22 protein-coding genes are annotated in these 22,739 nt (G+C 55.4%); 19 read left to right on the top strand and 3 right to left on the bottom strand.

The genetic code is table 11. The features are described 5' to 3' along the window. Nucleotides 1-7: 7 nt before the first annotated feature. Nucleotides 8-847: a protease modulator HflC gene (hflC, locus tag AC6I9Z_RS07875; RefSeq protein WP_461454986.1), complete on the bottom strand. Its 840-nt coding sequence runs from the start codon at nucleotides 845-847 to the stop codon at nucleotides 8-10. Between the two features lie 11 nt (nucleotides 848-858). Further along, entirely contained in the window at nucleotides 859-1,890 is a 1,032-nt protein-coding gene (gene hflK / locus AC6I9Z_RS07880) for an FtsH protease activity modulator HflK (RefSeq protein WP_461454988.1), read from the bottom strand. A 131-nt stretch (nucleotides 1,891-2,021) separates the two neighbouring features. On the opposite strand from hflK, the gene AC6I9Z_RS07885 reads away from it, so the two are divergent. From AC6I9Z_RS07885 to AC6I9Z_RS07945, 13 genes are all read left to right on the top strand, one after another. Beyond that, complete coding sequence (locus AC6I9Z_RS07885) at nucleotides 2,022-2,984, top strand: Mrp/NBP35 family ATP-binding protein (RefSeq protein WP_461454990.1); 963 nt, start codon at nucleotides 2,022-2,024, stop codon at nucleotides 2,982-2,984. Between the two features lie 29 nt (nucleotides 2,985-3,013). Further along, nucleotides 3,014-3,451, top strand: coding sequence for a CoA-binding protein (locus tag AC6I9Z_RS07890; RefSeq protein WP_461454992.1), 438 nt, complete (start codon nucleotides 3,014-3,016; stop codon nucleotides 3,449-3,451). After that, nucleotides 3,441-5,741, top strand: a complete 2,301-nt coding sequence (locus tag AC6I9Z_RS07895) for a xanthine dehydrogenase family protein molybdopterin-binding subunit (protein WP_461454994.1) — start codon at nucleotides 3,441-3,443, stop codon at nucleotides 5,739-5,741. Before AC6I9Z_RS07890 ends, AC6I9Z_RS07895 begins: the two co-directional genes overlap by 11 nt. Nucleotides 5,742-5,743: 2 nt before the next feature. Beyond that, entirely contained in the window at nucleotides 5,744-6,754 is a 1,011-nt protein-coding gene (gene hemH / locus AC6I9Z_RS07900; protein ID WP_461454996.1) for a ferrochelatase, read from the top strand. Further along, nucleotides 6,745-7,008: a ribbon-helix-helix domain-containing protein gene (locus AC6I9Z_RS07905; RefSeq protein WP_109357595.1), complete on the top strand. Its 264-nt coding sequence runs from the start codon at nucleotides 6,745-6,747 to the stop codon at nucleotides 7,006-7,008. The genes hemH and AC6I9Z_RS07905 overlap by 10 nt, the downstream gene beginning before the upstream one ends. 10 nt (nucleotides 7,009-7,018) lie before the next feature. Further along, complete coding sequence (crcB, locus tag AC6I9Z_RS07910; RefSeq protein WP_461454998.1) at nucleotides 7,019-7,396, top strand: fluoride efflux transporter CrcB; 378 nt, start codon at nucleotides 7,019-7,021, stop codon at nucleotides 7,394-7,396. Beyond that, the gene (locus AC6I9Z_RS07915) at nucleotides 7,393-8,676 is read left to right on the top strand and encodes an RluA family pseudouridine synthase (protein WP_461455000.1); all 1,284 of its coding nucleotides are present in this window, start codon (nucleotides 7,393-7,395) and stop codon (nucleotides 8,674-8,676) included. Before crcB ends, AC6I9Z_RS07915 begins: the two co-directional genes overlap by 4 nt. Beyond that, complete coding sequence (locus tag AC6I9Z_RS07920) at nucleotides 8,676-9,311, top strand: FMN-binding negative transcriptional regulator (protein ID WP_461455002.1); 636 nt, start codon at nucleotides 8,676-8,678, stop codon at nucleotides 9,309-9,311. The genes AC6I9Z_RS07915 and AC6I9Z_RS07920 overlap by 1 nt, the downstream gene beginning before the upstream one ends. Further along, a complete protein-coding gene (locus tag AC6I9Z_RS07925; protein WP_461455004.1) occupies nucleotides 9,308-9,973 on the top strand; it encodes an HAD-IA family hydrolase in 666 nt (221 codons plus the stop codon). Before AC6I9Z_RS07920 ends, AC6I9Z_RS07925 begins: the two co-directional genes overlap by 4 nt. Further along, entirely contained in the window at nucleotides 9,970-10,275 is a 306-nt protein-coding gene (locus AC6I9Z_RS07930; protein WP_461455006.1) for a hypothetical protein, read from the top strand. Before AC6I9Z_RS07925 ends, AC6I9Z_RS07930 begins: the two co-directional genes overlap by 4 nt. Then, entirely contained in the window at nucleotides 10,259-10,957 is a 699-nt protein-coding gene (locus tag AC6I9Z_RS07935) for an ATP12 family chaperone protein (protein ID WP_461455008.1), read from the top strand. Before AC6I9Z_RS07930 ends, AC6I9Z_RS07935 begins: the two co-directional genes overlap by 17 nt. A 56-nt stretch (nucleotides 10,958-11,013) precedes the next feature. Then, nucleotides 11,014-12,471 carry an AMP nucleosidase gene (locus AC6I9Z_RS07940; RefSeq protein WP_109357589.1) on the top strand — a complete coding sequence of 486 codons (1,458 nt, stop codon included), beginning with the start codon at nucleotides 11,014-11,016 and terminating at the stop codon, nucleotides 12,469-12,471. Nucleotides 12,472-13,045: 574 nt separating this feature from the next. Beyond that, entirely contained in the window at nucleotides 13,046-13,714 is a 669-nt protein-coding gene (locus tag AC6I9Z_RS07945; protein WP_461455010.1) for an OmpW/AlkL family protein, read from the top strand. Nucleotides 13,715-13,848: 134 nt separating this feature from the next. Here AC6I9Z_RS07945 and AC6I9Z_RS07950 read toward each other — a convergent pair whose 3' ends face one another. Further along, entirely contained in the window at nucleotides 13,849-14,844 is a 996-nt protein-coding gene (locus AC6I9Z_RS07950; protein WP_461455012.1) for a tetratricopeptide repeat protein, read from the bottom strand. A gap of 276 nt (nucleotides 14,845-15,120) precedes the next feature. On the opposite strand from AC6I9Z_RS07950, the gene AC6I9Z_RS07955 reads away from it, so the two are divergent. From AC6I9Z_RS07955 to AC6I9Z_RS07980, 6 genes are all read left to right on the top strand, one after another. Further along, nucleotides 15,121-17,571 (top strand): cyclic nucleotide-binding domain-containing protein, encoded by a 2,451-nt coding sequence (locus tag AC6I9Z_RS07955; protein WP_461455014.1) that lies wholly within the window; start codon nucleotides 15,121-15,123, stop codon nucleotides 17,569-17,571. Then, complete coding sequence (locus AC6I9Z_RS07960; protein ID WP_461455016.1) at nucleotides 17,571-18,452, top strand: hypothetical protein; 882 nt, start codon at nucleotides 17,571-17,573, stop codon at nucleotides 18,450-18,452. Before AC6I9Z_RS07955 ends, AC6I9Z_RS07960 begins: the two co-directional genes overlap by 1 nt. A gap of 15 nt (nucleotides 18,453-18,467) precedes the next feature. Beyond that, nucleotides 18,468-20,336 (top strand): cytochrome c3 family protein, encoded by a 1,869-nt coding sequence (locus AC6I9Z_RS07965; protein ID WP_461455018.1) that lies wholly within the window; start codon nucleotides 18,468-18,470, stop codon nucleotides 20,334-20,336. A gap of 27 nt (nucleotides 20,337-20,363) precedes the next feature. Then, nucleotides 20,364-21,212, top strand: a complete 849-nt coding sequence (locus AC6I9Z_RS07970) for a phosphodiesterase (RefSeq protein ID WP_461455020.1) — start codon at nucleotides 20,364-20,366, stop codon at nucleotides 21,210-21,212. Nucleotides 21,213-21,298: 86 nt separating this feature from the next. After that, on the top strand, nucleotides 21,299-22,294 hold the full coding sequence (locus AC6I9Z_RS07975; protein WP_461455022.1) for a cysteine synthase A: 996 nt from the start codon (nucleotides 21,299-21,301) through the stop codon (nucleotides 22,292-22,294). After that, nucleotides 22,284-22,667, top strand: a complete 384-nt coding sequence (locus AC6I9Z_RS07980) for a hypothetical protein (protein ID WP_162559119.1) — start codon at nucleotides 22,284-22,286, stop codon at nucleotides 22,665-22,667. Before AC6I9Z_RS07975 ends, AC6I9Z_RS07980 begins: the two co-directional genes overlap by 11 nt. Nucleotides 22,668-22,739 lie beyond the last annotated feature (72 nt).

Genomic DNA, 22,739 nt, shown 5'->3' on the forward strand with positions numbered 1-22,739 from the left:
AAGTCGTTTACCTGCCGCGGAACTGGCGAAGATATTCATTGTCCGGTGAAAGTACGAAAGACGAGTTGGGATCGCCTTCCTGACCTCTGCGGAAGGTTGTTTCATAGCTTTTCATCGCGCGGTAGAAATCGTAAAAGTCTGCATCTTTGCCGAAGCTTTCAGCATAGGTCCGGGCGGCACTCGCATCTGCTTCTGCGCGGATGATCTGTGCCTGCTTTGCGCCTTGCGCCTTGATCGTGCGGGCTTCCTGTTCACGCGCTGTCCGCATCCGTTGATAGGCACTTTCAAGCGGCGTGCCATCAGGAAGATCGGCACGTTTTATCCGCACATCCACAATTTCCGCTCCATATTGGCGGGCGACGCGGTTCAGGCCGGTGCGGATATTGTCCATAACCTGACCCCGCTCGGGGCTCAGAAGGGCAGCGAAAGGCCGTTTGCCCAGCTCGTTACGCAATGCAGAACCCAGGATCGGACGCAGTTCATCAGCCACGCGGGCTTCGTTGCCAGCAGCAATGAACATCCGCAACGGATCGGTGATCCGAAAGCGAGCAAAGGCATCGACCTGCAAACGCAACTGGTCGGTAGAGAGGACTTGTTGCTGTTCCATCTCAACGTCGAGAATACGTTTGTCGATCCATTCCACTTGTTCGATGAAAGGGAATTTGGGCAGCAGTCCTGCGCCGGTCTGACCGAAAGGCGTATTGTCTTGGTAGCGATTGATGATCCGTACAGGCTCGCCAAAGCGGACGACAACGCCCTGACGGGTTTCCGGTACAATGATCAGCGTGTTGACCAGTACCAAGATCAAGCCGAAAACGATGATGCTAAGCGCGACGGGGTTTTTCATGATGTTGCCCATTATTTCGCCTCCCCAACTTGGGGCGCTGCTGCTTGAGCCCGCTTTTTGATTTCCGGGAGTGGCAGATAAGGCGTCACGCCATCCGCCTCGATAATGGTTTTGTCGACTTGCGACAATACGCGCTCCATCGTTTCATAATACATGCGTTGCCGCGTCACGCGCGGGGCAAGTCGATATTCCTCGTAAACCTTGTCAAAGGCCGCCGATTCACCTTGCGCTTGTGCGGTTAATTGCTGCGCATAGGCCCGCGCTTCGTTGAGATAGGTCTGTGCGGTCTGCTGTGCGGCCGACACTTCCTTAAACGCGTCGTTCACGGCGGCGGGCGGATCGGCTTTCTTGATGGCAATACCGCGGATCACGACGCCGGCTCCATAACCATCGAGCAGGGCCTGCATATTCTGTTCGACCTGTTGTTCAATCTCGGTACGCTCTGAACCGATAGTATCATCGAGTGTGAAATTGGCGACTGCTGCTCGCATCGCGGATTCAGCGACCTCCTTGATCGTTTCTTCCTGTTCGGCAATCTGGAACAGAAATAGTTCCGGCGACTTGATGTTCCAACGCACTGAATAGGCGAGGTCGACGATATTCTGGTCACCGGTCAGGATCAGCTTTTCCGATTCTCCGGTGGGGATATCGATTGTGCGAATTTCTTCCACATCGAGTTTCATCACTTGCTCCAGCGGTGCAGGAAGCGAGAAATGCAAGCCTGGCTGCATGGTCCGTGAATAGGAACCGAAAAACGTCACCACGCCCCGTTCCTGCGGGCTCACCCGGTGGATGGAAGTCAATAAAGCCCACAAAATAATGAAGCCGATCAAGATGATCGGCCACCAAGGACGGCCGCCAGGCCGTTTCGGGATACCGCCTTTAAAGCCGCCGCCAGTGCCTTTTTTGAAAAGTTCCTCGAGCGAAGCGGATCCGCCCTTGCCGCCACCACCAGAAGATCCGCCTGAAGGATTACCCCACGGATTACGCGGACCACTGCCTTTGCCGTCGTCTCCGCCGCCGTTGCCCCAGGGGCTAGCCATGTTCAGTATAGAACCCAAGAACGTTTTTTGGGCCGCTTGCCCGTCAATTTTTTTATCCATGTTTTCATTATAGGTAGCGTGGTGTCAGAAAAACAGTGTCAATCGGATAAAAGTGTAACTATGCGGAACAAATGACCGATATTTCTAACATCGAAGCGGCCCTTGAAGAGGTCGCCAGCGGAAGATTTAGCGCTGTTCGTCTGGAAGAAGGGCGCGTTTCCCTAGTATTAAATGTCAGCGGGCTTGACGTTCGCCAGCGCGGACAGATTGAGATTGCCGTAAAAGGTAAGCTTTTGGAACTGGATGTTGTTGAAAAGGTCGACATTGTGATGACGGCCGAGAAAATCCAGCGTCGTCTGATCGCTGTGGGTAGTGGCAAAGGCGGAGTTGGTAAGTCTACGTTGTCCACGAATCTTGCCATTGCACTGAAAGCAATGGGGCACAAAGTTGGCATGATTGATGCTGATATTTACGGGCCGTCCCAGCCGCGTCTTTTGAATTGCGAAGGCCGCAAACCCGAAGCCGAAGGCAAGCAGCTGATCCCGGTTTCGAATGAATATGGTATTCCGGTGCTGTCTATGGGACATCTCGCCAAGCCCGGTCAGGCGATTGCGTGGCGCGGCCCGATGGCGGGTAAGGCGCTGGAGCAATTGATTGATGCCCATTGGGGCGATACCGAGCTTTTGATTGTCGACATGCCGCCGGGCACCGGAGATGTGCAATTATCGATGATGCAAAACCATAAACCGGTCGGGGCGTTGATAGTTTCGACGCCGCAGGATCTTGCGTTGATGGATGCGGTGCGTGCGGTGGACCTGTTCGAGCAGGCGAAAATACCGATCATAGGCATGATTGAAAATATGGCGGGTTATATTTGTCCGCATTGCGGTGAAGTTAGCGATCCCTTTGGAGCCGGCGGCGCCGAAGCGGCGGCCAAAACGATGGGCATGACGTTTATGGGCCGGGTGCCTCTGGACATCGAAATTCGCAAATCCAGCGATGGTGGAACGCCGCCAGCTCATTCTGACAGTCTGCAAGGAAAGGCTTTCCACGATATTGCAAAAAGGCTCGCGACATGGTTGGATGAACAATAAGTCGTTTACTGCGAAGGGAAAGACCGGCCATGCTTTTGGAAACTGATGAAGACATCGCCCGTCTATTGACCGAAACCAAACATATTGCTCTCGTTGGCGCATCAGCCAAGCCAGAGCGCGCCAGTAATCGTATTCTCAAATTCCTTCTCGACCAGGGCTATGATGTCACGCCGGTCAACCCGGGACTGGCTGGTCAGGAATTGCACGGGGTAGAAGTCGCGCCGTCGCTGGACGCCATTGAAGGGCCGATCGATATGGTCGATATCTTCCGCAACTCGAATGCGGCCGGCGGCGTCGTGGATGAAGCCATAGCGGCGGACGCCAAATCGGTATGGATGCAGCTCAACGTGATCAACAGGCCTGCGGTTGAACGCGCTGAAGAAGCGGGGCTTGATATTGTCATGGATCGTTGTCCTAAAATAGAAATTCCCCGGCTCGGTTTGTTGAAGAGTGGCGATGGCGGTTAAGCAGGACCCAGAACCAGAATCGAACGAAGGGGAAAAGCGCAGTGCGGTGTTTACGCGTCGCAATTTCCTGATCGGTGGCGGAACAGCGGCCGGGCTGATCGTCGCCTGGGCCATCTGGCCACGTGCTTACGAGCCCAATATTAGCGCCGCCGAGAATGAAGAAATCTTTGGTGCTTACCTCAAGATTTCGAACGAGGGGCAAATCACAGTTGTCGTACCTCAAAGTGAGATGGGGCAGGGCGTCTACACGGTTTTGCCGCAAATTTTGGCCGATGAACTGGGTGCTGACTGGCGGACGATCGCCGTCGAACCGGCGCCGATCAACCCGTTATACGCCAACAACTTCCTGGCTCAGCAATGGGCCGAGACATTACTGCCGCCGGGAGCTGCCAAGTTAACTGAGGAAGAAGCAGCAAGCTGGGCTGCCAAGAATATCGCGACCCGCAATGATTTCATTGTAACGGCTGATTCCTCCTCGGTTCCTGCTTATTCCGACAGTTTTCGCGAAGCCGGCGCAGCGGCGCGCATTTTGCTCAGCAAGGCGGCAGCTGAAAAATGGGATGTCGAATGGGAAACCTGTATCGCTGAAAATGGATTTATCTCCAATGGTGATAATAAGATGCGCTTTGGCGAACTGGTCGCCAGTGCGCTCAAACAGGATTTGCCTGATCCGGTACCGCTGCGTTCCGATCCGGTCAACAATCTGGTCGGTCAAGATATCCCTCGACTTGATTTGCCGGCAAAACTTGATGGTTCGGCCAATTTTGCGGGTGATGTGAGACTACCCGATATGGTCTTTGCCTCTATCCGTCAGGGGCCTATTGGAGCGACGCGCCTCAAGTCGTTTAACCGTGAGGGGGCCGACAAGATCATCGGTCTGGTTGATGTGGTTGAGCATGATCAATGGATTGCCGCCGTTGCAACAAACTGGTGGGCTGCCAATGACGCGCTCGACAAAATGAGCCCGATGTTTGAAACCACCGGATTGCTGCCAGACAGCGACAAAATGGATGCCACCCTGGAAAAAGCTTTGGAAGAGGGGCCGGGCATCCGGTTTGCCAGTCGCGGAGAAACACAGCCTGCTTTTGATGAATATCAGACAATTCGCTCGCGCTATCAGGCGGATGCAGCGGTGCATGCGCCGATGGAGACTCGAACGGCAGCGGCTGATTATAAAGATGGCAGGCTGGAGCTCTGGCTGGCGACACAGGCACCTGCCTCGGCTGTGCAGGCCGCTGCCAAGGCGATCGGCATCGCTACAGACCGGGTAACACTCTATCCAATGCTGGCGGGGGGCTCCTTCGGCCGTAATCTTGACAGCAAAATCGCGGCACAAGTGGCTATTATCGCAGAAAAAATGGGTCGGCCGGTACAGCTGATGTGGTCGCGCGCAGAAGAAATGATGCACGATCATTATCGTGCGCCCGCCCATGCCCGGCTTGACGCCGCGACCGACAAGGCGGGGCGGATACAGGCTCTGCAGATCAAGGTTGCAGCTCCTGCAGCAGCCAGAGAGCAAAGCAAACGTGTGGTTCGCGGCATGGACGATATTGCCGCAATGCGTGCCTCGATCAATGAGGCCGATGTCAAAGCTGTTGCAGGCGCGGATGTGCACTACAACATTGAAAACTTCTCGCTCGATCATCATCCGGCCTATATCGGGGCACCGACGGGTGACTGGCGTAGCAACGCCCATAGCTATAACGCCTTTTTCGTTGAATCCTTCATCGACGAACTCGCATCAAAAGCAGGAATCGAGCCGTTGTCATACCGGATGCCGATGATGACGGATCGGCCGCGCCTGGCGCGCTGTCTGACAGGGGTGGCCGCTATGGCCGGTTGGGACGGCGGGCTGGATGGTAGCGGCATGGGCCTTGCCTGTCATTCGATGCGTGGCGGCCATATTGCGGTCATTGTCAGTGCCAGTCGCGGCGAAGGTGGACTGCGGGTCAGCCGGATTTCTGCCACAGTCGATGTTGGGCGGATCATTCACCCTGAAATCGCAAGGCAACAGATTGAAGGCGGCATTATTTACGGCCTTGCCATGGCTTTGGGATCGTCAACCCGTTTTAATCGCGGTATTGCCAGCGCCCGGCGATTGAGCGATCTGGCACTACCAAGATTATCGGAAATTCCGTCCATACAGGTTGAATTTATTCGCAGCGAAGAGGAGCCCGTTGGCGTTGAGGAAATCGGTGTGCCGGCCGTGGCTCCAGCCATTGCCAACGCCTTATTTTCCGCAACCGGCGTTCGTTTTCGCCAGCTACCGCTTTTTTCAGAGGCGTCTTAATTATGCAGAATCTTGATCACTTGCCTGAAGGGCATCCACCGGTCGCCACCGGAAAAGTTGGTCTGTTGCTGGTCAATCTCGGGACACCCGATGCGCCTGATAAAAAAGCGGTCAAACGCTATTTGAAGGAATTTTTGTCGGACAAGCGCGTGGTTGAGATACCCGACATCCTCTGGCAGCCGATATTGCGTGGGATCATATTGAACACCCGCCCCAAAAAATCAGCCCATGCTTATGGTCTAGTCTGGACGGATGAAGGATCGCCGCTCGCCGTATATACACGGCGTCAGGCAGAGGCGTTGGCTGCGAAATATGGCGATGATGTTCATGTTGATTGGGCCATGCGTTATGGCAATCCCGGTATTGCAAGTCGGTTGCAGGCAATGAAGGATGCAGGTTGTGATCGCATACTGATAGCGCCCCTCTATCCGCAATTTAGCGGAGCAACGACGGCCAGTGTGCATGATGCGGTGTTTGATGCGGTCAAATCGATGCGCTGGCATCCGGCTATCCGCACGCTGCCACCATATCATGATGATCCCGCTTATATTGAAGCGTTAAAATCCAGCGTCGAAGCTGGCTTGGCTGCACTCGATTTTGAGCCGGATGCGGTAATTGCAAGTTTTCACGGCATGCCGAAGCGGACATTGGAATTGGGCGACCCCTATCATTGCCACTGTCAGAAAACAGCGCGCTTGCTGTCCGAAGCCATGGGGCGGGATCTGACCATCGCTTTCCAGTCGCGTTTTGGTCCGGCAAAATGGTTGGAGCCCGCCACGGACCTGACGCTTGAAGAGCTTGCAAAAGCGGGTAAGAAAAAGGTCGCGATTTTTGCGCCCGGTTTCTCCAGTGACTGTCTGGAAACATGCGAAGAACTGGCCATCCGCGGCAAGGAAGATTTTCAGGAAGCTGGTGGTGAGTGTTTTGCCTATATTCCTTGTCTCAATGACAGCGCTATTGGCATTGATCTACTCGATACGCTGATGCGCCGGGAATTGGCCGGATGGATTTAGAGCCGGATGACATTTTTCATCCGCCGGTGAAGCGCAGCATTACAATTGCGGGGCACCAGACATCAATCACCCTGGAGCCTCTGTTCTGGGAGCTGCTCCGCTCGGCATCGGAAAAACGGGCGCTGCCCATTAATGCTTTGGTCGCGCAAATTGATGTGCAACGGTTGGATGCGGACGAGCCACCGGGGCTGGCGACAGCAATCCGCTTGTGGCTGACGCATGATGTGCTTGGAAATTCTGTCCAAGCCGACTAAGGCTGCCTGCATGAACGCAACCCTTCTTGTCATGGCTGGCGGCGCGGTTGGTGCGGCCGCGCGCTACAATCTGGGGCGACTAGTTTTTCATTGGGGTGGAACGGGCCTGCCTTATGGCACGTTGATCGCCAATCTATTGGGCGGGTTGTTAATGGGTGTGCTGGCTGGAGTGCTGGCGCGCAGTGATTTTGTCGATGAACCGTGGCGGTTGCTGCTGGGTGTCGGTTTGCTGGGCGGGTTTACGACCTTTTCGGCTTTTAGTTTGGAAGTTTTAAATATGATTGAGCGCGGAAATTGGGGCATTGCTCTGGGCTATGCATTGCTATCCGTGGCCGGATCGGTGCTTGCGCTTTTTGCGGGACTTATGGCCGTGAGGGCAATGGCATGAGCGGTTTTGATCCCACGGCCGATAGCGGTTCCGAAGAGGAGAAGCCACAAGGGCAGGGCAAGCTCAAGGAGCAGAAGCAGGCATTGAAGGTTCTCGATGTCCGGCAGTTTACGGTGTCTGCCGATGATGATGACATCCGGCTCGATCGCTGGTTCAAACGGCATATGGAAGATGTGCCGTTCAATGTCGTGTCACGCTGGTCGCGTACCGGTCAATTGCGGCTGGACGGCAAACGGGTCAGTCCCGGGGACCGGATCAATGAAGGGCAGGTTATCCGAGTCCCACCTGCCGAGATTGAACGGCCGGGCCGCATTGCCAAACCGCGTACGGAACTGTCGCAAGACCAGATTGATTTTGCGCAGGAACTAGTCATTCACAAGGACAAGGCTGCCATAGTGGTCAACAAACCTCCGGGGTTGGCGACACAGGGTGGCAGCAAGACGACCACCCATCTCGATGGTTTGCTAGACGCGCTGACCTATGATGCAAAAAGCCGGCCCAAGCTGGTCCATCGGCTCGACAAGGATACCAGCGGAGCGATCCTTCTGGCCCGCTCACCGGGAGCGGCGTCTTTCTTCTCCAAGCGGTTTTCGGGACGCACGGCCCGAAAAGTCTATTGGGCCCTAGTCATGGGCGTGCCGGAAATTGTCGATGGCATGATCGACCTGCCGTTATCCAAGCAACCCGGTTCCGGCGGTGAAAAAATGCACGTTGATGAAGAAAACGGACAGGCGGCGAAATCGCGCTACCGGATTATCGAACGCGCGGGAAATCGAGCTTGCTGGGTCGAGTTGCAGCCATTTACCGGGCGCACCCATCAACTGCGCGTCCACATGGCGGCCATTGGTCACCCGATATTGGGAGATGGCAAATATGGCGGTAAGGATGCATTCCTTACCGGTTCTATCAGCCGCAAAATGCATTTGCATGCACGGCGGCTGCGGATCGATCATCCCGACGGGCACAAGCTGGATGTTAAAGCTGACTTGCCACCCCATTTTGCCGAGACGATTGAGGGATTGGGTTTAGATCTCAGCTTGGGTGATCTGCCGCTGGAGGAGAAAAAACCAGGTGGCAAGGCAGTGCGTAAAAAGCAAGGCCGTGCTCATGCCAAGCAAATTCGTAAAGACAAGCGCGGCGAACGGCGCGGACGCGGTGAGACCGGCGGCAAGCCAACAAAGGCAGGTAAGCCAACCAAACGTGAGCGTCCCAACGCCGGAAAAGCCACACATAAGAAAAACATGCCGCACAAGGCCAAAGTCAAACAAAAGGGCCGTTAATGCATCCAGATCCCGCGTTTCGATGGCCCAGATCGGGCAATGACCACAATGATGCCGATGAACGGGCTGCGCTCGAGGCGCTGATTGCCCAAATCGGCTTCGGCATGATTTTCGCGACCACACCGGATGGACCGCGCGTGGCCCATGTACCGGTTTTTTCAACCGGCGACGGGGCACTGCAATTCCATCTTTCACGCGGCAATGCGCTGACCAAACACCTGTCAGGAATGACTGCTTTATGCGTTATCAATGGGCCAGATGCTTATATCAGTCCTGACTGGTACGGCGTGGATGATCAGGTTCCGACCTGGAATTACCTGTCGTTGGAACTGGAAGGCTCGGTTCGCGAGATGGAGCGGGAGGGCCTTGTGGCTCTGTTGGATGACCTCGCCGAGCAGAATGAAACAAAACTGGCCCCGAAGACGCCGTGGCACCGCGACAAAATGGATGCAGGTAAATTTAACAAAATGGTTGATGCGATTGTCGGTTTCGAAATGGAAATTGTGGCTTGGCGCCCGACGGCGAAGTTTAGCCAGAATAAACCAGTTATGGCCCGCGATAATGCCGCCGATGCGCTGGACGCTGTCGGTCGCCGGGCTGTTGCGCATATGATGCGGGAGTTTAGTCCAAAATGAGCAGTGGCATGAACAAGCTGGCCCTGTTCGATTGCGATGGCACAATGGTCGATAGCCAGGCGAATATTTGTGCTTCGATGGATCAGGCTTTTCTTGCGCACGGTTTGACCCCACCGGACCATCACAAGACCCGCCGAATTGTTGGTTTGAGCTTGCAGGAAGCTGTGCGTCAGCTATTGCCGGATCAGGAAGATGCCTTGGTTGCTGCTATCACCCAGTCTTACCGCGATGGCTTTTTCAAGATGCGTGAGGATGGTGCAGTACAGGAACCGCTTTATGACGGCCTGATCGGATTGATCGACCGACTTGAAAGCGATGGCTGGATGTTGGGCGTGGCGACCGGAAAATCCGATCGGGGGCTTAACCATGTTCTGGAAGTGCATGGGCTGATGGACCGGTTTGTGACCTTGCAGACCGCCGACCGGCATCCTTCCAAACCGCACCCTGCCATGGTGGAGCTTGCGATATCCGAAGCCGGCGCCGCAGCGGAAACCACAGCTATGATTGGCGATACCAGCTTCGATATGGAAATGGGTGTTAACGCTGGCGTGCGGCCAATTGGCGTTGATTGGGGCTATCATGACAGTCACGAATTGCTGACAGCGGGCGCTCATATCGTGGCCGAGACCATGGATGAACTATACGAGACTTTGAGCCAATGACCAAGCCACCGGAAAAATATGACGATCCGATTTATGTCGCGGATCCCGAAAAGGAAAAGCAGGCCAAGACGCTGCATTTCATGGTCAGTATCATTCGGCTGCTTGGTGTTGCCATATTGATGTTGGGTATTGTCATCGCACTGGGCAGACTGGCGGGTATTCCGGCGGCGGTCGGCTATGTGCTGGTCGTTCTAGGGCTCGCGCAAACCTGGGTGATTCCATTTGTTATGGTGCGGTCTTTCGTCAAACGGCAGGTTGCCGAGCAAGCCGAGAAAGAAGCGGCTGATGAAAAAATTCTATAAGCAGGCTGCTAGCGTTGCGGTCGACGGTGGTTTTGCAATCCATTTGGACGGTCGTCCGGTTAAAACTCCGGGGCGCAACCCGCTTCATCTTCCCACTCCGCAGCTGGCCGATGCAATTGCGGGTGAATGGGACGCACAAGGCGAAGAGATTGACCCCGCCACCATGCCTCTCACCGCGCTGGCTCAGGGCGCGCTGGACCAGGTTACCCACGAAAGGGAGCGCATCGTTGGACGCATCGCCGCTTTTGCCGATAGCGATATGCTCTACTATCGCGGTGACGACAGTCAGCAGGCCTTGGCTGATCATCAGGCCGAAAAGTGGGACCCGCTGCTCGATTGGGCACGGACCCGCTATGATATCAGTTTTGTTCTGACCCGCGGCATAATGCATAACGCACAGTCTGAGCAAACGATCACCCGGCTATCCGAAGCCGTCGAGGCGCAAGATGATTTCACCCTTGCCGCGATGCTGTCACTGGTCGGCCTTGCCGGATCACTGGTTGCGGTCTTGGGCCTGGTGGAAGGGAAATATGACACTGACACTCTGTGGCCGCTGATGAACCTCGAAGAACTTTGGCAGGAAGAACAATGGGGCAATGACGATCTTGCAACCCAAAACCGGGCGATCAAAGAGGCCGAATTTCTGGCTGCGGCCCAATTTCTTGCACTTTCCCGCACTTAGTTTTTCCCTTTTCCGCAATTTTCCGCTACAGGCCCGTAACTGTAAACGGAGACTACATGACCACTTCTTCCCCACGCCAATCCTTGGCGCTATGCGACAGCCCAGCAGAGGCCGTCGCTCTTCTCGAAAAACTCTACCAAGAACAAATTGATCTGATCACTGCGCGTTTTGCTCGCTATGCGAAAGGCGATTTGTCTGACGGCGACCGCGAACAGGGCGTTTACCCTATGATTTCGGTCGAAATTCCAGCCGATCAAGCCACCGAAACCAGCAATCTGGCTTCTGGCCGGATTTCCGACATAAATTGCTACAGCACGACGATCAGCCAGCCGAAACTCTATCGTCGCTATTTGCTCGACCAGCTGGAGCGGATCAACCGGGTGTTCACAGCAAAAATCCATGTTGGACTGTCCGACACACCGATCCCATTGGCTTTCGCCATTGAAAATGCCGCTGGCGGGCTCGATCGGGATCGCAAAGATGCGTTGCCCAATCATTTCCACACACCCAATCTGGTCAAGACCAATGACGAGATCGTCGATGGCGGCCAGATTTTTCAGGATCACGTCGATAGCGCGCTATCCCTCTTCACCGCCGAGCGGGTGGACTATTCGCTCCACCGTATCCGCCATTATTGCGCGACCGATCCGGAATATTTCCAGCCCTTCATATTATTTACCAACTATCAGCGCTACGTGGATGAGTTTATCGAATTTGGTCTGGAAGAGGTGAAGTCCGGCAAGGCAGAAATGCTGGTTGAACCAGGTAACCGTGTCACGGGTGCCGATGGCAAACCATCCTGTCCACCAATTGCAAAACCACCGCAAATGCCGGCCTATCATCTGGTCCGCAAAGACGGCCGCCCGGGTGTCACTTTGGTCAATATGGGTGTCGGCCCTTCCAATGCGAAGACGATTACTGATCATCTGGCCGTCTTGCGCCCGCATGTCTGGCTGATGATCGGTCACTGCGGCGCGCTGCGCCGAACGCAGCGACTGGGCGACTACGTTCTGGCGCACGCCTATCTGCGCGATGACAATGTCCTCGATGATGTTTTGCCGCCCAGCATTCCATTGCCAACCATTGCCGAAGTGCAGCTCGCACTGACCAAAGCGGTGCAGGAAGAAACTGGCATTGACCAGTCGCAACTCAAACAGCATTTGCGCACCGGGACAGTCGTTACCACCGGCGATCGCAACTGGGAGCTGCGCTTTGAGCAGATTGCGAAACGCCTGAACCAGTCGCGCGCCATCGCCATCGACATGGAATCCGCAACCGTCGCGGCCAATGGCTATCGCTACCGTGTGCCTTACGGGACTTTGCTTTGTGCGTCGGACAAGCCGCTCCACGGCGAAATCAAACTCCCGGGTATGGCCGATGCTTTCTACCAGGAGCGGGTCGGGCAGCATCTGGCGATTGGTTTGCGGACAATCGATCTACTGGCCCAAGAGGCAGATGCCGGTACCTTGCATAGCCGCAAATTACGCAGCTTTGGCGAACCCCTCTTTCGGTAGGCACATTCATCCTCTCCCCCTTGAGGGAGAGGAAACGGAGACTTGGCAGCTTGCCTGCCTAGTCGAGTTGGAGAGGGGGAATGGCTTCGCGCGCCCTCTCTCACCCCTCACCAAGATTTTCTAGCGAACAAGTTCGCAAGCAAATCTGTCCTCTCCCTCAAGGGGAGAGGAAGAATATCGGAAAACTGGCGAAGTTTACGATGTGCACACAGTCTTTTTGAGCGTTTTTGGTGCGAAACAATATTCCAAAGTTCACACAAATCACACTCGTTGCTTCTCAAGCCCGATTCCGTGAAGTTTACAATATTGACGCATCCCTATGGGGTCGCTCCTCTCCGCCATGATATCGCAAAGTTCACACAATTCTCACTACAGCTTTCAGGCGTGTGAACATCTCTTCAATTATCAAAGAGCCAGTACAGAACATGCCATAAATGCTGGCCTGTAGGACAGGAAAATCGGCAATAAATCCATTCCATTGACCTAGGTCAAAACATTCGTTGCGTTGGATCAATGCGGCTCCTTCTGGCTCTCCCTAACCACCATTGGGGACTAAGTAAGAAGGATTTTTCCAATGCGTAAGACAGTGAAATTTTTGGCGCTGGCAGCGGTATCGGGCATGGCTATCAGCTCTGTGCCGGCCTTTGCTGAACAGGGTGACATAATAGTCCGCGTCCGGGCGATTAACGTTATGCCAAGTGAGGAAAGCGGTTCCATTTTGCCAGCCTTTCCCGGTGAGCAGGTCAGCGTGGATAACAGTCCCGCACCGGAAGTGGATATTACCTATATGGCGACCGACAATATCGGGTTTGAGCTGATCGCCGCGACGACCAAGCACAGTGCAAGCGGTGTGTCGGGAACGACCGGCGGGATCGGGCGTCTGGCATCGACCTGGGTGTTGCCGCCAACCCTGACGGCGCAATATCATTTTGCGCCTGATGCGGCGATCCGTCCCTATATCGGGGCCGGCATCAACTACACGATGTTCTACAACGAAAATGCCACAGATGCATTGGAGGCAGCGGTCGGCGAGACGGATGTCAGCCTGAAAAGCAGCTTCGGTTACGCATTGCAGGCCGGTTTCGATATTCCCATCAATGACCGATTTACGTTCAATGTCGATGTTAAATATCTCGATGTTGACACCACAGCGACGCTGCGGACGACGGCTGCTGGAACGCAGCGGGTGAAGATCAATCTTGACCCGATCGTGGTCGGTGTTGGTTTGGGTATCAAGCTATAGCGGCGAACTAGCGTTATAGTTTCGGGAGAGAGGTCACGTGAAGATACCTGTTGCCGAGGAGGGACAACTTGGCTGCTTGGTATCTTTGCGTGATCTTTTTGATATTGGCTTGCTTGCAGACTCGATGCGGGTGCTTAGCCCCCAACGCCCAAGGCCATTCCCGCCTCGCGAATCCGTTTGGCCTCTGCGCCATCATTCTTGAACGCCGCCAATCCGTCGGCTAGTGCCTTTTTGGCTTTGGCAGTTTGACCCAGTTGCATGCGGCTGCGCATCAGCATGATCCAGCCGTTTGCATCGTTGGGATTGGATTGCAGCCGTTGATCCAGGCCATCCACCATATTCGCGATCATCGCTTCTTGCTGACCGGCGGGCAAGGCGGCGGCCTCTTGCATTTGCTGGCGGCTGGGGCCGGGAATCGCTGCGGTAGCAACTTGCGGGCCGTCGGTGGAGATGCCGCCTGTGGGCGCCGCTGGTGTAACCTTGGCGAGCCGCGCGGCCACGTCGATATTTTCCTTTTCGGCAACTTGTCCGATCACGCGGCGAATATCTGCAGCATAAGGTGCATCTGCCGGCGTGTCTTCGAGCAACGCGAACCAGTCATTGATGGCGCCTTTGTGATCACCCGAAATATCCTTTTGCACCGCCAGGAAATAGCGCGCGCGCGGATCACTCTTGTCAATAGCCAGCGCCTTTCTGAACGCATCCGCGGCATCGCCGGGCACTTGCTGCCCGTCGCTGGACATGACCAGCGCTTCACCCAGCATGGACCAATATTCGGCATTATCGGGATCAAGCGTCGTTGCGCGTTTCATCGCCGTGGCGGATTCGGCATATTTTTCGGTTTCGAAATAGCTCCAACCCAGCATGCGCCAGCTTTCAGCATCTTCGGGATCATCCTGAAGCTTTTTTTCAAGGCCGGCGATGACTTCATCGACACTGGGCGCCGTTTCGGTTTCACCAGACGCCGCTTGGGTATCCGCGCTGCTGCCTGATCCAGCGGTGTCCATGCCGCGATAGACCTGCACACCAACCGCTCCGATTGCCAGGACGGCGGCAGATATCAGGGCAACACGACTGATATTGCCGGTCGCCTTTTTGCCGGATGGTGCTGTTTCTTCTGGCTCGCTCATCTCTAAAACCCGTTCCTTAACTGGTGCGACCCAGTTGATCGCCTCGCATTGTCGTAAACTGTACCGCTTTGACAAGCATTTTGTTTCAGATTTTCGATAGTGACCAAAGCGGTTCTAACTGTGATATTTTCCACTGGCATATCAAAAGCTTTTTGGTAAGATGCTGGTAAGTTAAGTCTTTTGGGGTCGCGCTAGAGCCGGAAAACTTGCCGCATTGGTCCGTTAAAACGCATGAGGGAGCGTTGGGCCAAGAAGGGCAAAAGGGGGAAGAAGCGCGTGGCGGACAAGTTTCGAGTGGTGATCGTGGGATCGGGACCGGCGGGCATGAGTGCTGCTGGCCGTGCCGCACAGTTGAAGCTGAAGCATGTGCTGCTGGAAAAGACTGACCATCTTTCCGACACCATCTACAAATATCAAAAAGGCAAGCACGTCATGGCGACGCCGAGCCAGCTCGTGTTGCGTTCGGATATGGATTTTGACGCGGGCAAGCGCGAGGCAATCCTGGAGATCTGGGACAAGCAAACCGAAGCCTGCGCAGTCAATGTCCAGTACAATGCCGAGCCGGTAAAGATCGAAGGCGAAGAAGGTGATTTCACTATCACCTTGAAAAACGGTGATAAAGTGATGGCCGAGACCATTGTCATGGCGATCGGAACGCAGGGCAATCCCAACCTGATGCGTTGTCCGGGCGGGGACAACAAGCTGGTGCAATATCAGCTGGATGACCCGGGTGAATATTATGACGAGCATATCACCGTGATCGGTTCCGGTGATGCGGGAATTGAAAATGCACTGGGTTTGGCGGCCGATGCGGCGCAGAATAATATCGTCACGATCCTCAATCGCTCGCCGGAATTTGCCCGCGCGAAAAAGGCCAATGTGAAGCTGCTGATGGAAGCCGGCGAGCAGGGCAAAGTCGACGTCCGTACCGAGACGACCCCGGCCGAAGTCAAGGATGGCGAGTTGGTGCTCGAAACCCGTGATGGTCAGGAAACCATCAAGTGCGACCGCATTATCGCGCGCATGGGCTCCGCCCCGCCGCGCAAATTTGTCGAGGAGTGCGGAATTGAATTTACCAGTGAGGATCGCGAAGCCTATCCCAAGCTGACGCCCGCATTCGAGAGCACCAAGAAGGGTATTTATGTCATCGGTGCGCTGGCCGGTTATCCGCTGATCAAGCACTGTATGAACCAGGGCTATGACGTCATTGAATTCATCAACGGTAACAAGGACCTGAAGCCGGCGGATGAACCAATACTCGAGAAGAAATTTGCAGACCTGCCCGGTGGCAAGTCGGTCGACGAGTGGCTGGAATTTTTCCGTGAGCGGGTCACTATTCTTAACGAGTTATCATCACTGCAGATGCGCGAATTCATGCTCGACAGCGAACCGCGCCGCTATCGTCGCGGCGAGGTGGTTTTCGAGAAAAATGAACCGGGCTCGTCGCTGTTCGCCATTGCCGAAGGTTCGGTCGCGGTCGAGATTGATCCCAATGATCCGTCGATCACAGTACCCATTGAGGAAGGATCAATCTTCGGCGAAGTTGGCCTGATATCCGGTCGCCGCCGCGGTGCGACCGTCAACGCAGCTGAAGACCTGATCGTTGTAGAAATTTCCCGCACGGCGGCACTGAAATTGCAGGCCTCGGTGCCAGCTGCCAAGCGCGCCATCACGCGGATCTCCACGGAACGCCAGTTGCTGCAGATGTTTGGTTCCGGCCTGACCAAAGACGATATCTCCGAGGTCGTCGAGGGCAGCGAGATCATGAATGTCAGGGCTGGCGAAGCGATTATCGAGGAAGGCAGCGAGGGCAATGACATCTACGTCATTCGCGTCGGATCGATGGTGGTGGAAAAGGAAATTGGCGGCAAACCGGTATTCCTCTCTTACCTGCCGGCTGGTTCCTATGTCGGGGAGATGACCCTGATCGCGGGCGGCATGCGGACCGCAACGGTGAAGGCGGCGATCAAGTCGGAAGTTATCAAGATCAATGGCGATGCCTTCAAGAAGGTGCTCGACAAGCATCCCGACCTGATGCGCAAGGCCAAGCAGGAAATGGCCGCAAGGCAGGATATCAACGCTTTTGTCGAAGCCAAGAAGGATAGCTTCTCCGGGGTGGTGGATTATTATTCCGGCGTCGCCAATTTCCTGGTCGACAATGGTATCGGTGAAGCGACTGACGTGCTGCTGATCGACGAGAATCTCTGTGTCGGCTGTGACAATTGTGAAAAGGCCTGCGCCGACAGCCATGAAGGTTTGTCCCGCCTCGACCGTGAAGCGGGCCGGACCTATGCGCATCTGCACGTCCCGACCAGCTGCCGGCACTGCGAGCATCCGCACTGCATGTCCGATTGCCCGCCTGATGCGATCCATCGCGGTCCGGACGGTGAAGTATTTATCGACGACACCTGCATCGGCTGCGGCAATTGCCAGCGCTATTGCCCTTATGGCGTGATCCGCATGGACAAGGTGCCGCCCAAGAAACCGGGCCTGCTGAGCTGGCTGTTCTTCGGTAGCGGGCCCGGCCCCGGTGAGCCCGACAAGCAATGGGCCGCAGCAAATAGCGATCCCGAAGTCGAGAAACCGAAAAAAGCGATCAAATGCGATATGTGCGCCGGCATCAACGGCGGCCCGGCCTGTGTCCGTGCCTGTCCCACGGGGGCCGCGATCCGTGTCGCGCCTGAGGAGTTCCTCACCGTCGCCAAGCTAGAGCAGGAGGACGCATAATGGCCTCTGTCCCTGTTCCCGGTGATGTCGCGAAAAAGAAAGTCGCCATGCATGACGGCTTCCTTAAACATGCGGGTTATAAATGGCTGAAAATTGCCTCTTTCATCATGCTGCTATCCATTGTCAGCTATCTCTTCATCGACGTCTCGCCGCGTCATAATGGCGGCAGCTGGTATGGTTATACGCTCGGCACAATCGGAGCCGGACTGATCCTGTGGCTGACCATGCTTGGTGTCCGCAAGAGGGCAATGACGCCGGGTAAATGGTCGCTCAAGGCCTGGACCTCGGCGCATATCTATCTCGGCCTCAGCCTGATTGTGATCGGCACATTGCACACCGGTTTCCAGTTTGGCTGGAACATTCACACCGCCGCCTATGCCTTCATGATGATCGTGATCATCTCCGGTATTGTCGGTATCTATTTCTACGCGACCATCCCGCAGGCGCTGTCGAACAATCGCGACGAGATGACCGAGACGCAGATGCTGGAAAGCCTGCGCTCGCTAGACCGGCAATTGCATGAAGCGGCCCAGCCCCTGTCGGCGGAGCACGCAGCGCTGGTGCTGCAATCGCTGGAGCAGGATCCCTTCGGTGGAGGTTTTCTGAAACGGGTTTCCGGAAAATATCCCAATTGCGCTACCCGCGCTGCGCAGGCTGATTTACGGCGGGAACGCGCATATCAGCCTCGCATGGGCGGGGATGATCCGCTCGACAAGGTTGATGCGCTGCTTGAGAAAAAGGAAGCGACGCTCGCCCGCGTCCGCCGTCATCTTCGGCTGAAAGCGCTGCTGCAGGTCTGGTTGTTCATCCATGTGCCCATGACCTTCGCGCTGATCGCGTCGCTATCGGCGCATATCATTAGCGTTTTCTTTTACTGGTAGGCGGGAGATAGACTGATGACCTTTATCGTTCGCCAGATTGCTGTCACCGCTGATGGGCGTGAAATTATCCGTTCCAATCCGTTCACGGATGCTGAAATCGGGATCGGCCGTAACACGGCAAATGCGATCCATCTGCCTGACCTTGCCGTCAACCCAGACCATGCGGTCATTCGCCAGCTTGAAGACGGCCAGATTGAGATTGAAAGTATCTCGGGCCAGAAATTCTCGGTTGATGGCCGCGACCAGATGTCGGCAACCATTGATCCTGGTGCCGGTGCTGAAATTGGTTTTGGCGGCCATGTCATAGCGGTCAGCCAAGGCGAAGAAGGTGTGACCCTGACCGTCAAACGGGTCGAAGCGCTTTCGGATTCCGCACAAGAGAGGGAAGAGGGCGCGCTATATACCTTGAAAGGCCTTTTGCCGGGGAAGCGGATCAGCGCGTGGGGTTTTGTAGGACTTATGCTTGCCGCATTCCTGATCTGGCCAATCTACACATGGGCCACTTATCGCGGCGTCGAAGAGCGGCCTGAGGGTTTTCATGCTGACACGATGTGGTCATCCGGTGCGCTCAGTGACGCGCATCATAGCCTGGAAGGCGATTGCCAGGCCTGCCACGTCGATGCCTTTGTGACGGTGACAGATAAAACCTGTCTCAACTGCCATGAAGATGATGCGCATGATCATGCCAAGAAAGACCGCCTGCTCACTGCCATGGGAGAACCCGAAGGATTTGAAAAAGTCGGCGCGGCTTTTGCCTCGGCCTTTAACAAACCACCCGGCAGGTGTGTCGAATGTCACACCGAGCATGAAGGGGCAGGTGCTATGGAGCCTACTGCGCAAAAATTCTGCGCGGATTGTCACGAGGGAATGGACGGGCGTTTGACCGATACAGAGCTTGAAAATGCGTCGGATTTCGGGATTTCACACCCGCAGTTTCGTCCTGCTTTGCTGGTCCAGCCTGGCGGCAAAAATCCACCTCGCATGCGGGTTTCACTCGATGACAAGCCCACTGAATATAATGGTCTGAAATTCCCGCATGATGTGCATATGTCAAAAACCGGCGGGGTCGCGCAAATGGGGCGGCGGCTGTCGGCGAAATTTGGTTTTGGCGATTCGCTGGTCTGTGCAGACTGCCATACGCCTGATTCGAACGGTGTTCGGTTTGAGCCCGTGGACATGGAGGAAGACTGCGCGATGTGCCACAGTCTTGCCTTCGAGGAGATTGGCAACACGGTGCGAACGCTGCGCCACGGCGAACCGGATATGGTGCGGGCGGACCTGCGCGCCTATTACCGGTCCACCGATCCTTCGCGGCCAATTAATCTTGGTGGTATGAAGCGGCGACGTCCGGGTGCAGAAAATGACAATAGGGTGGCAAGCGATTATGCGCGTGCTGTCCAGTTCCGACCAAGCCGCGCAAACTTAGCGATCCAGCAGGTATTTTCACGCGGCGGCGCCTGTTTCGATTGCCATGGCGTCACGCCACCGACGGCGCGCGGACGGGTTGACTATGGTATCAAGCCGGTAACGCAGACTGATCGTTATATGCACAAGGGCTGGTTTAGCCATGAAGCGCATAATGACGAGGATTGCACCTCCTGCCACGCAGCGACGACATCGGACAATGCGCGCGACCTGCTGTTGCCCGGCATCAAAACCTGCCGTGAATGTCATGGCGGTGAGTTCCAGAAAAGCTCCGATGTTCCATCGAGCTGCGCCATGTGTCATGATTACCATGCCGATGACGGCGCGCCCTGGCTGATCAAGGAGCAGCAGAAGGACAAACGGAAAAAACCTGACAAGGTGGCGAATGATAATGAGGCGCTTAAGCCTTCCGACAAGCTGACAGTTAAGATAAGAAAGCAGAAGATTGCCAGTCGTTAGCGGCGACATAACAGAGAGGAAGCGCCCATGATCTTGGCGCAGGTAACGGATATCCATCTCGGTTTTGACCCAGATAATCCGTCGGAATTTAACCGCAAGCGCCTCGATCAGGCGCTCAAGGTCCTGTGCGAGATGACACCGCGACCTGACGCTTTATTGGCTACGGGCGACCTAGTGGATCGCGGTGATCAGGATAGCTATATGCGACTGGAACAGGCTTTTTCCGACCTGCCGTTTCCTGTTTATATGTGTCTGGGCAATCATGACCTGCGCGGCCCGTTCCAAAAACAGTTTCCCGACGTGCCCTCAGCAGATGGCTTTGTCCAATATGAGATTGATGATGGCCCGCTGCGTTTGCTGTTTCTGGATACGCTGGAAGAGGGGCGTCACGGGGGCGCCTTTTGCGAAGTTCGGGCGCGGTGGTTGACCGAAAGACTGGCCGAGAAACAGGACAAACCGACTTTGCTCATCATGCATCATCCTCCTGTGGAATCGGGCATTGCATGGATGAATACCGATCCGCGTGAGCCATGGGTGTCGGTGCTGGCCAAAACGATCGCAGGACATGACCAGATCAAGGGTATGATTACTGGCCACCTGCACCGGAATATTTCGACGTCTTTTGAAGGTACAAGTCTTTCGATTTGTGCGTCCACCGCACCGCAGGTTGCGTTTGACCTGGAACCGATTGATCCTGAAAACCCTGATGGTCGCAATATGATTGTCGCGGACCCGCCGGCCATTGCACTGCACTGGTGGAATGGCAAACAGCTCGTCAGTCATTTCGAGACGGCCGAAGAGCATGTGATGCTCGCCCGCTATGACGAGAATCTGCAGCCGCTGGTGCGCGCCTTGCTGGCTGAACGACCTGATTGAAAACAGGGCTCCTTTAAAGTTCCTCTTTTGCCATGCCAAATTGTCCGCGCTTGTCGCCATTGACAACGCGGACTATGGAAGGTCGCATGAATATAGTGAATGAAACGCTCGACCTGATCGGTAACACTCCGCTCGTTCATCTTGCTGGCCCCAGCGCGGAGGCAGGATGCGACATCTACGGCAAATGCGAATTCGCCAACCCCGGCGCGTCGGTAAAAGACCGTGCCGCTTTGTTCATCGTGCAGGATGCCGAGGAACGCGGGCTGTTGAAGCCCGGTGGCATGATCGTGGAAGGTACCGCTGGCAATACCGGGATTGGAATCGCGCTCGTTGCCAATGCCAAAGGTTACAAGACAACAATCGTCATGCCGGAGACTCAAAGCCGGGAAAAGATGGACACGCTTCGCGCGTTGGGAGCCAGGTTGGTTCTGGTGCCTGCGGCGCCTTATGCCAATCCTGGGCATTTTGTTCATACAAGTCGCCGCCTTGCCGAAGAAACAGAAGGCGCGGTTTGGGCAAACCAGTTTGACAATGTCGCTAACCGCCGTGCGCATATTGAAACGACCGCTGAAGAAATCTGGGAACAGCTCGATGGCGATGTCGATGGCTTTGTTTGCGCAGCGGGGACCGGCGGGACGATCGCTGGTGTCGGCATGGGCCTGAAAGCCAAGAATGAGAAAGTGAAGATCGGACTAGCTGATCCACACGGTGCGGCCCTGTACAACTATTATGCGCATGGTGAATTGAAATCCGAAGGCAGCAGTGTTGCAGAAGGGATTGGGCAGGGACGGATCACAGGCAATCTGGAAGACGCGCCGATTGATACGCAATATCGGATCAGCGATGAAGAAGGGATGAAATGGGTCGAGCGGCTGTTGCAGGAAGAAGGACTTTGCCTCGGTCTCTCATCCGGGATTAATGTAGCTGGTGCTATTGCCCTTGGCAAAGAGCTTGGTCCTGGTAGCAAGGTCGCCACGATATTGTGCGACACCGGTTTTCGCTATCTGTCCTCGCTCTACAATGCCAATTGGCTAAGAGAGAAAGGATTGCCGGTTTTTCCGTGGCTTGAAGATGATGAGTGAGGAACAGAAAGAAACTGCTAACCGACAAGATACGGTTCAGCGTATCCAGGTGGGTGTTGTAGGTTTGGTGGCTGTCCTTTTGCTTGTCAGCGTTGCCAATTTTGTCTTGCAGCGCGCCAGCGATGAACAATCCGCAATTGAGGAAATTCAAGCTGAAGCGGCTGACAGGTCAAGGGAACTAGTGCAGGAAGTTGCACCTGTGCCGGCACCTGCTCCGGCCGAACCACTGGCGGAACTGGGTATTACCCCGGCGCCGGTGCCGGAAGACGAGGTGGTTCAGCCTGTGCCGACCGTACCGGGTTCCCGGGCGCAGGTCGTTCCTGACCTGGAACCCGATCCCAAGCTGGAAGCGCCTATGGACCAGGAGCGATAGTCATTGGTGCGGGTTACTGCTTTGTGTTTGGCCCTCGCAGCAATCATGGGGCTGTTTTCGCAGTGTAGTCCG

Source organism: Parasphingorhabdus sp. (genome assembly GCF_059726685.1).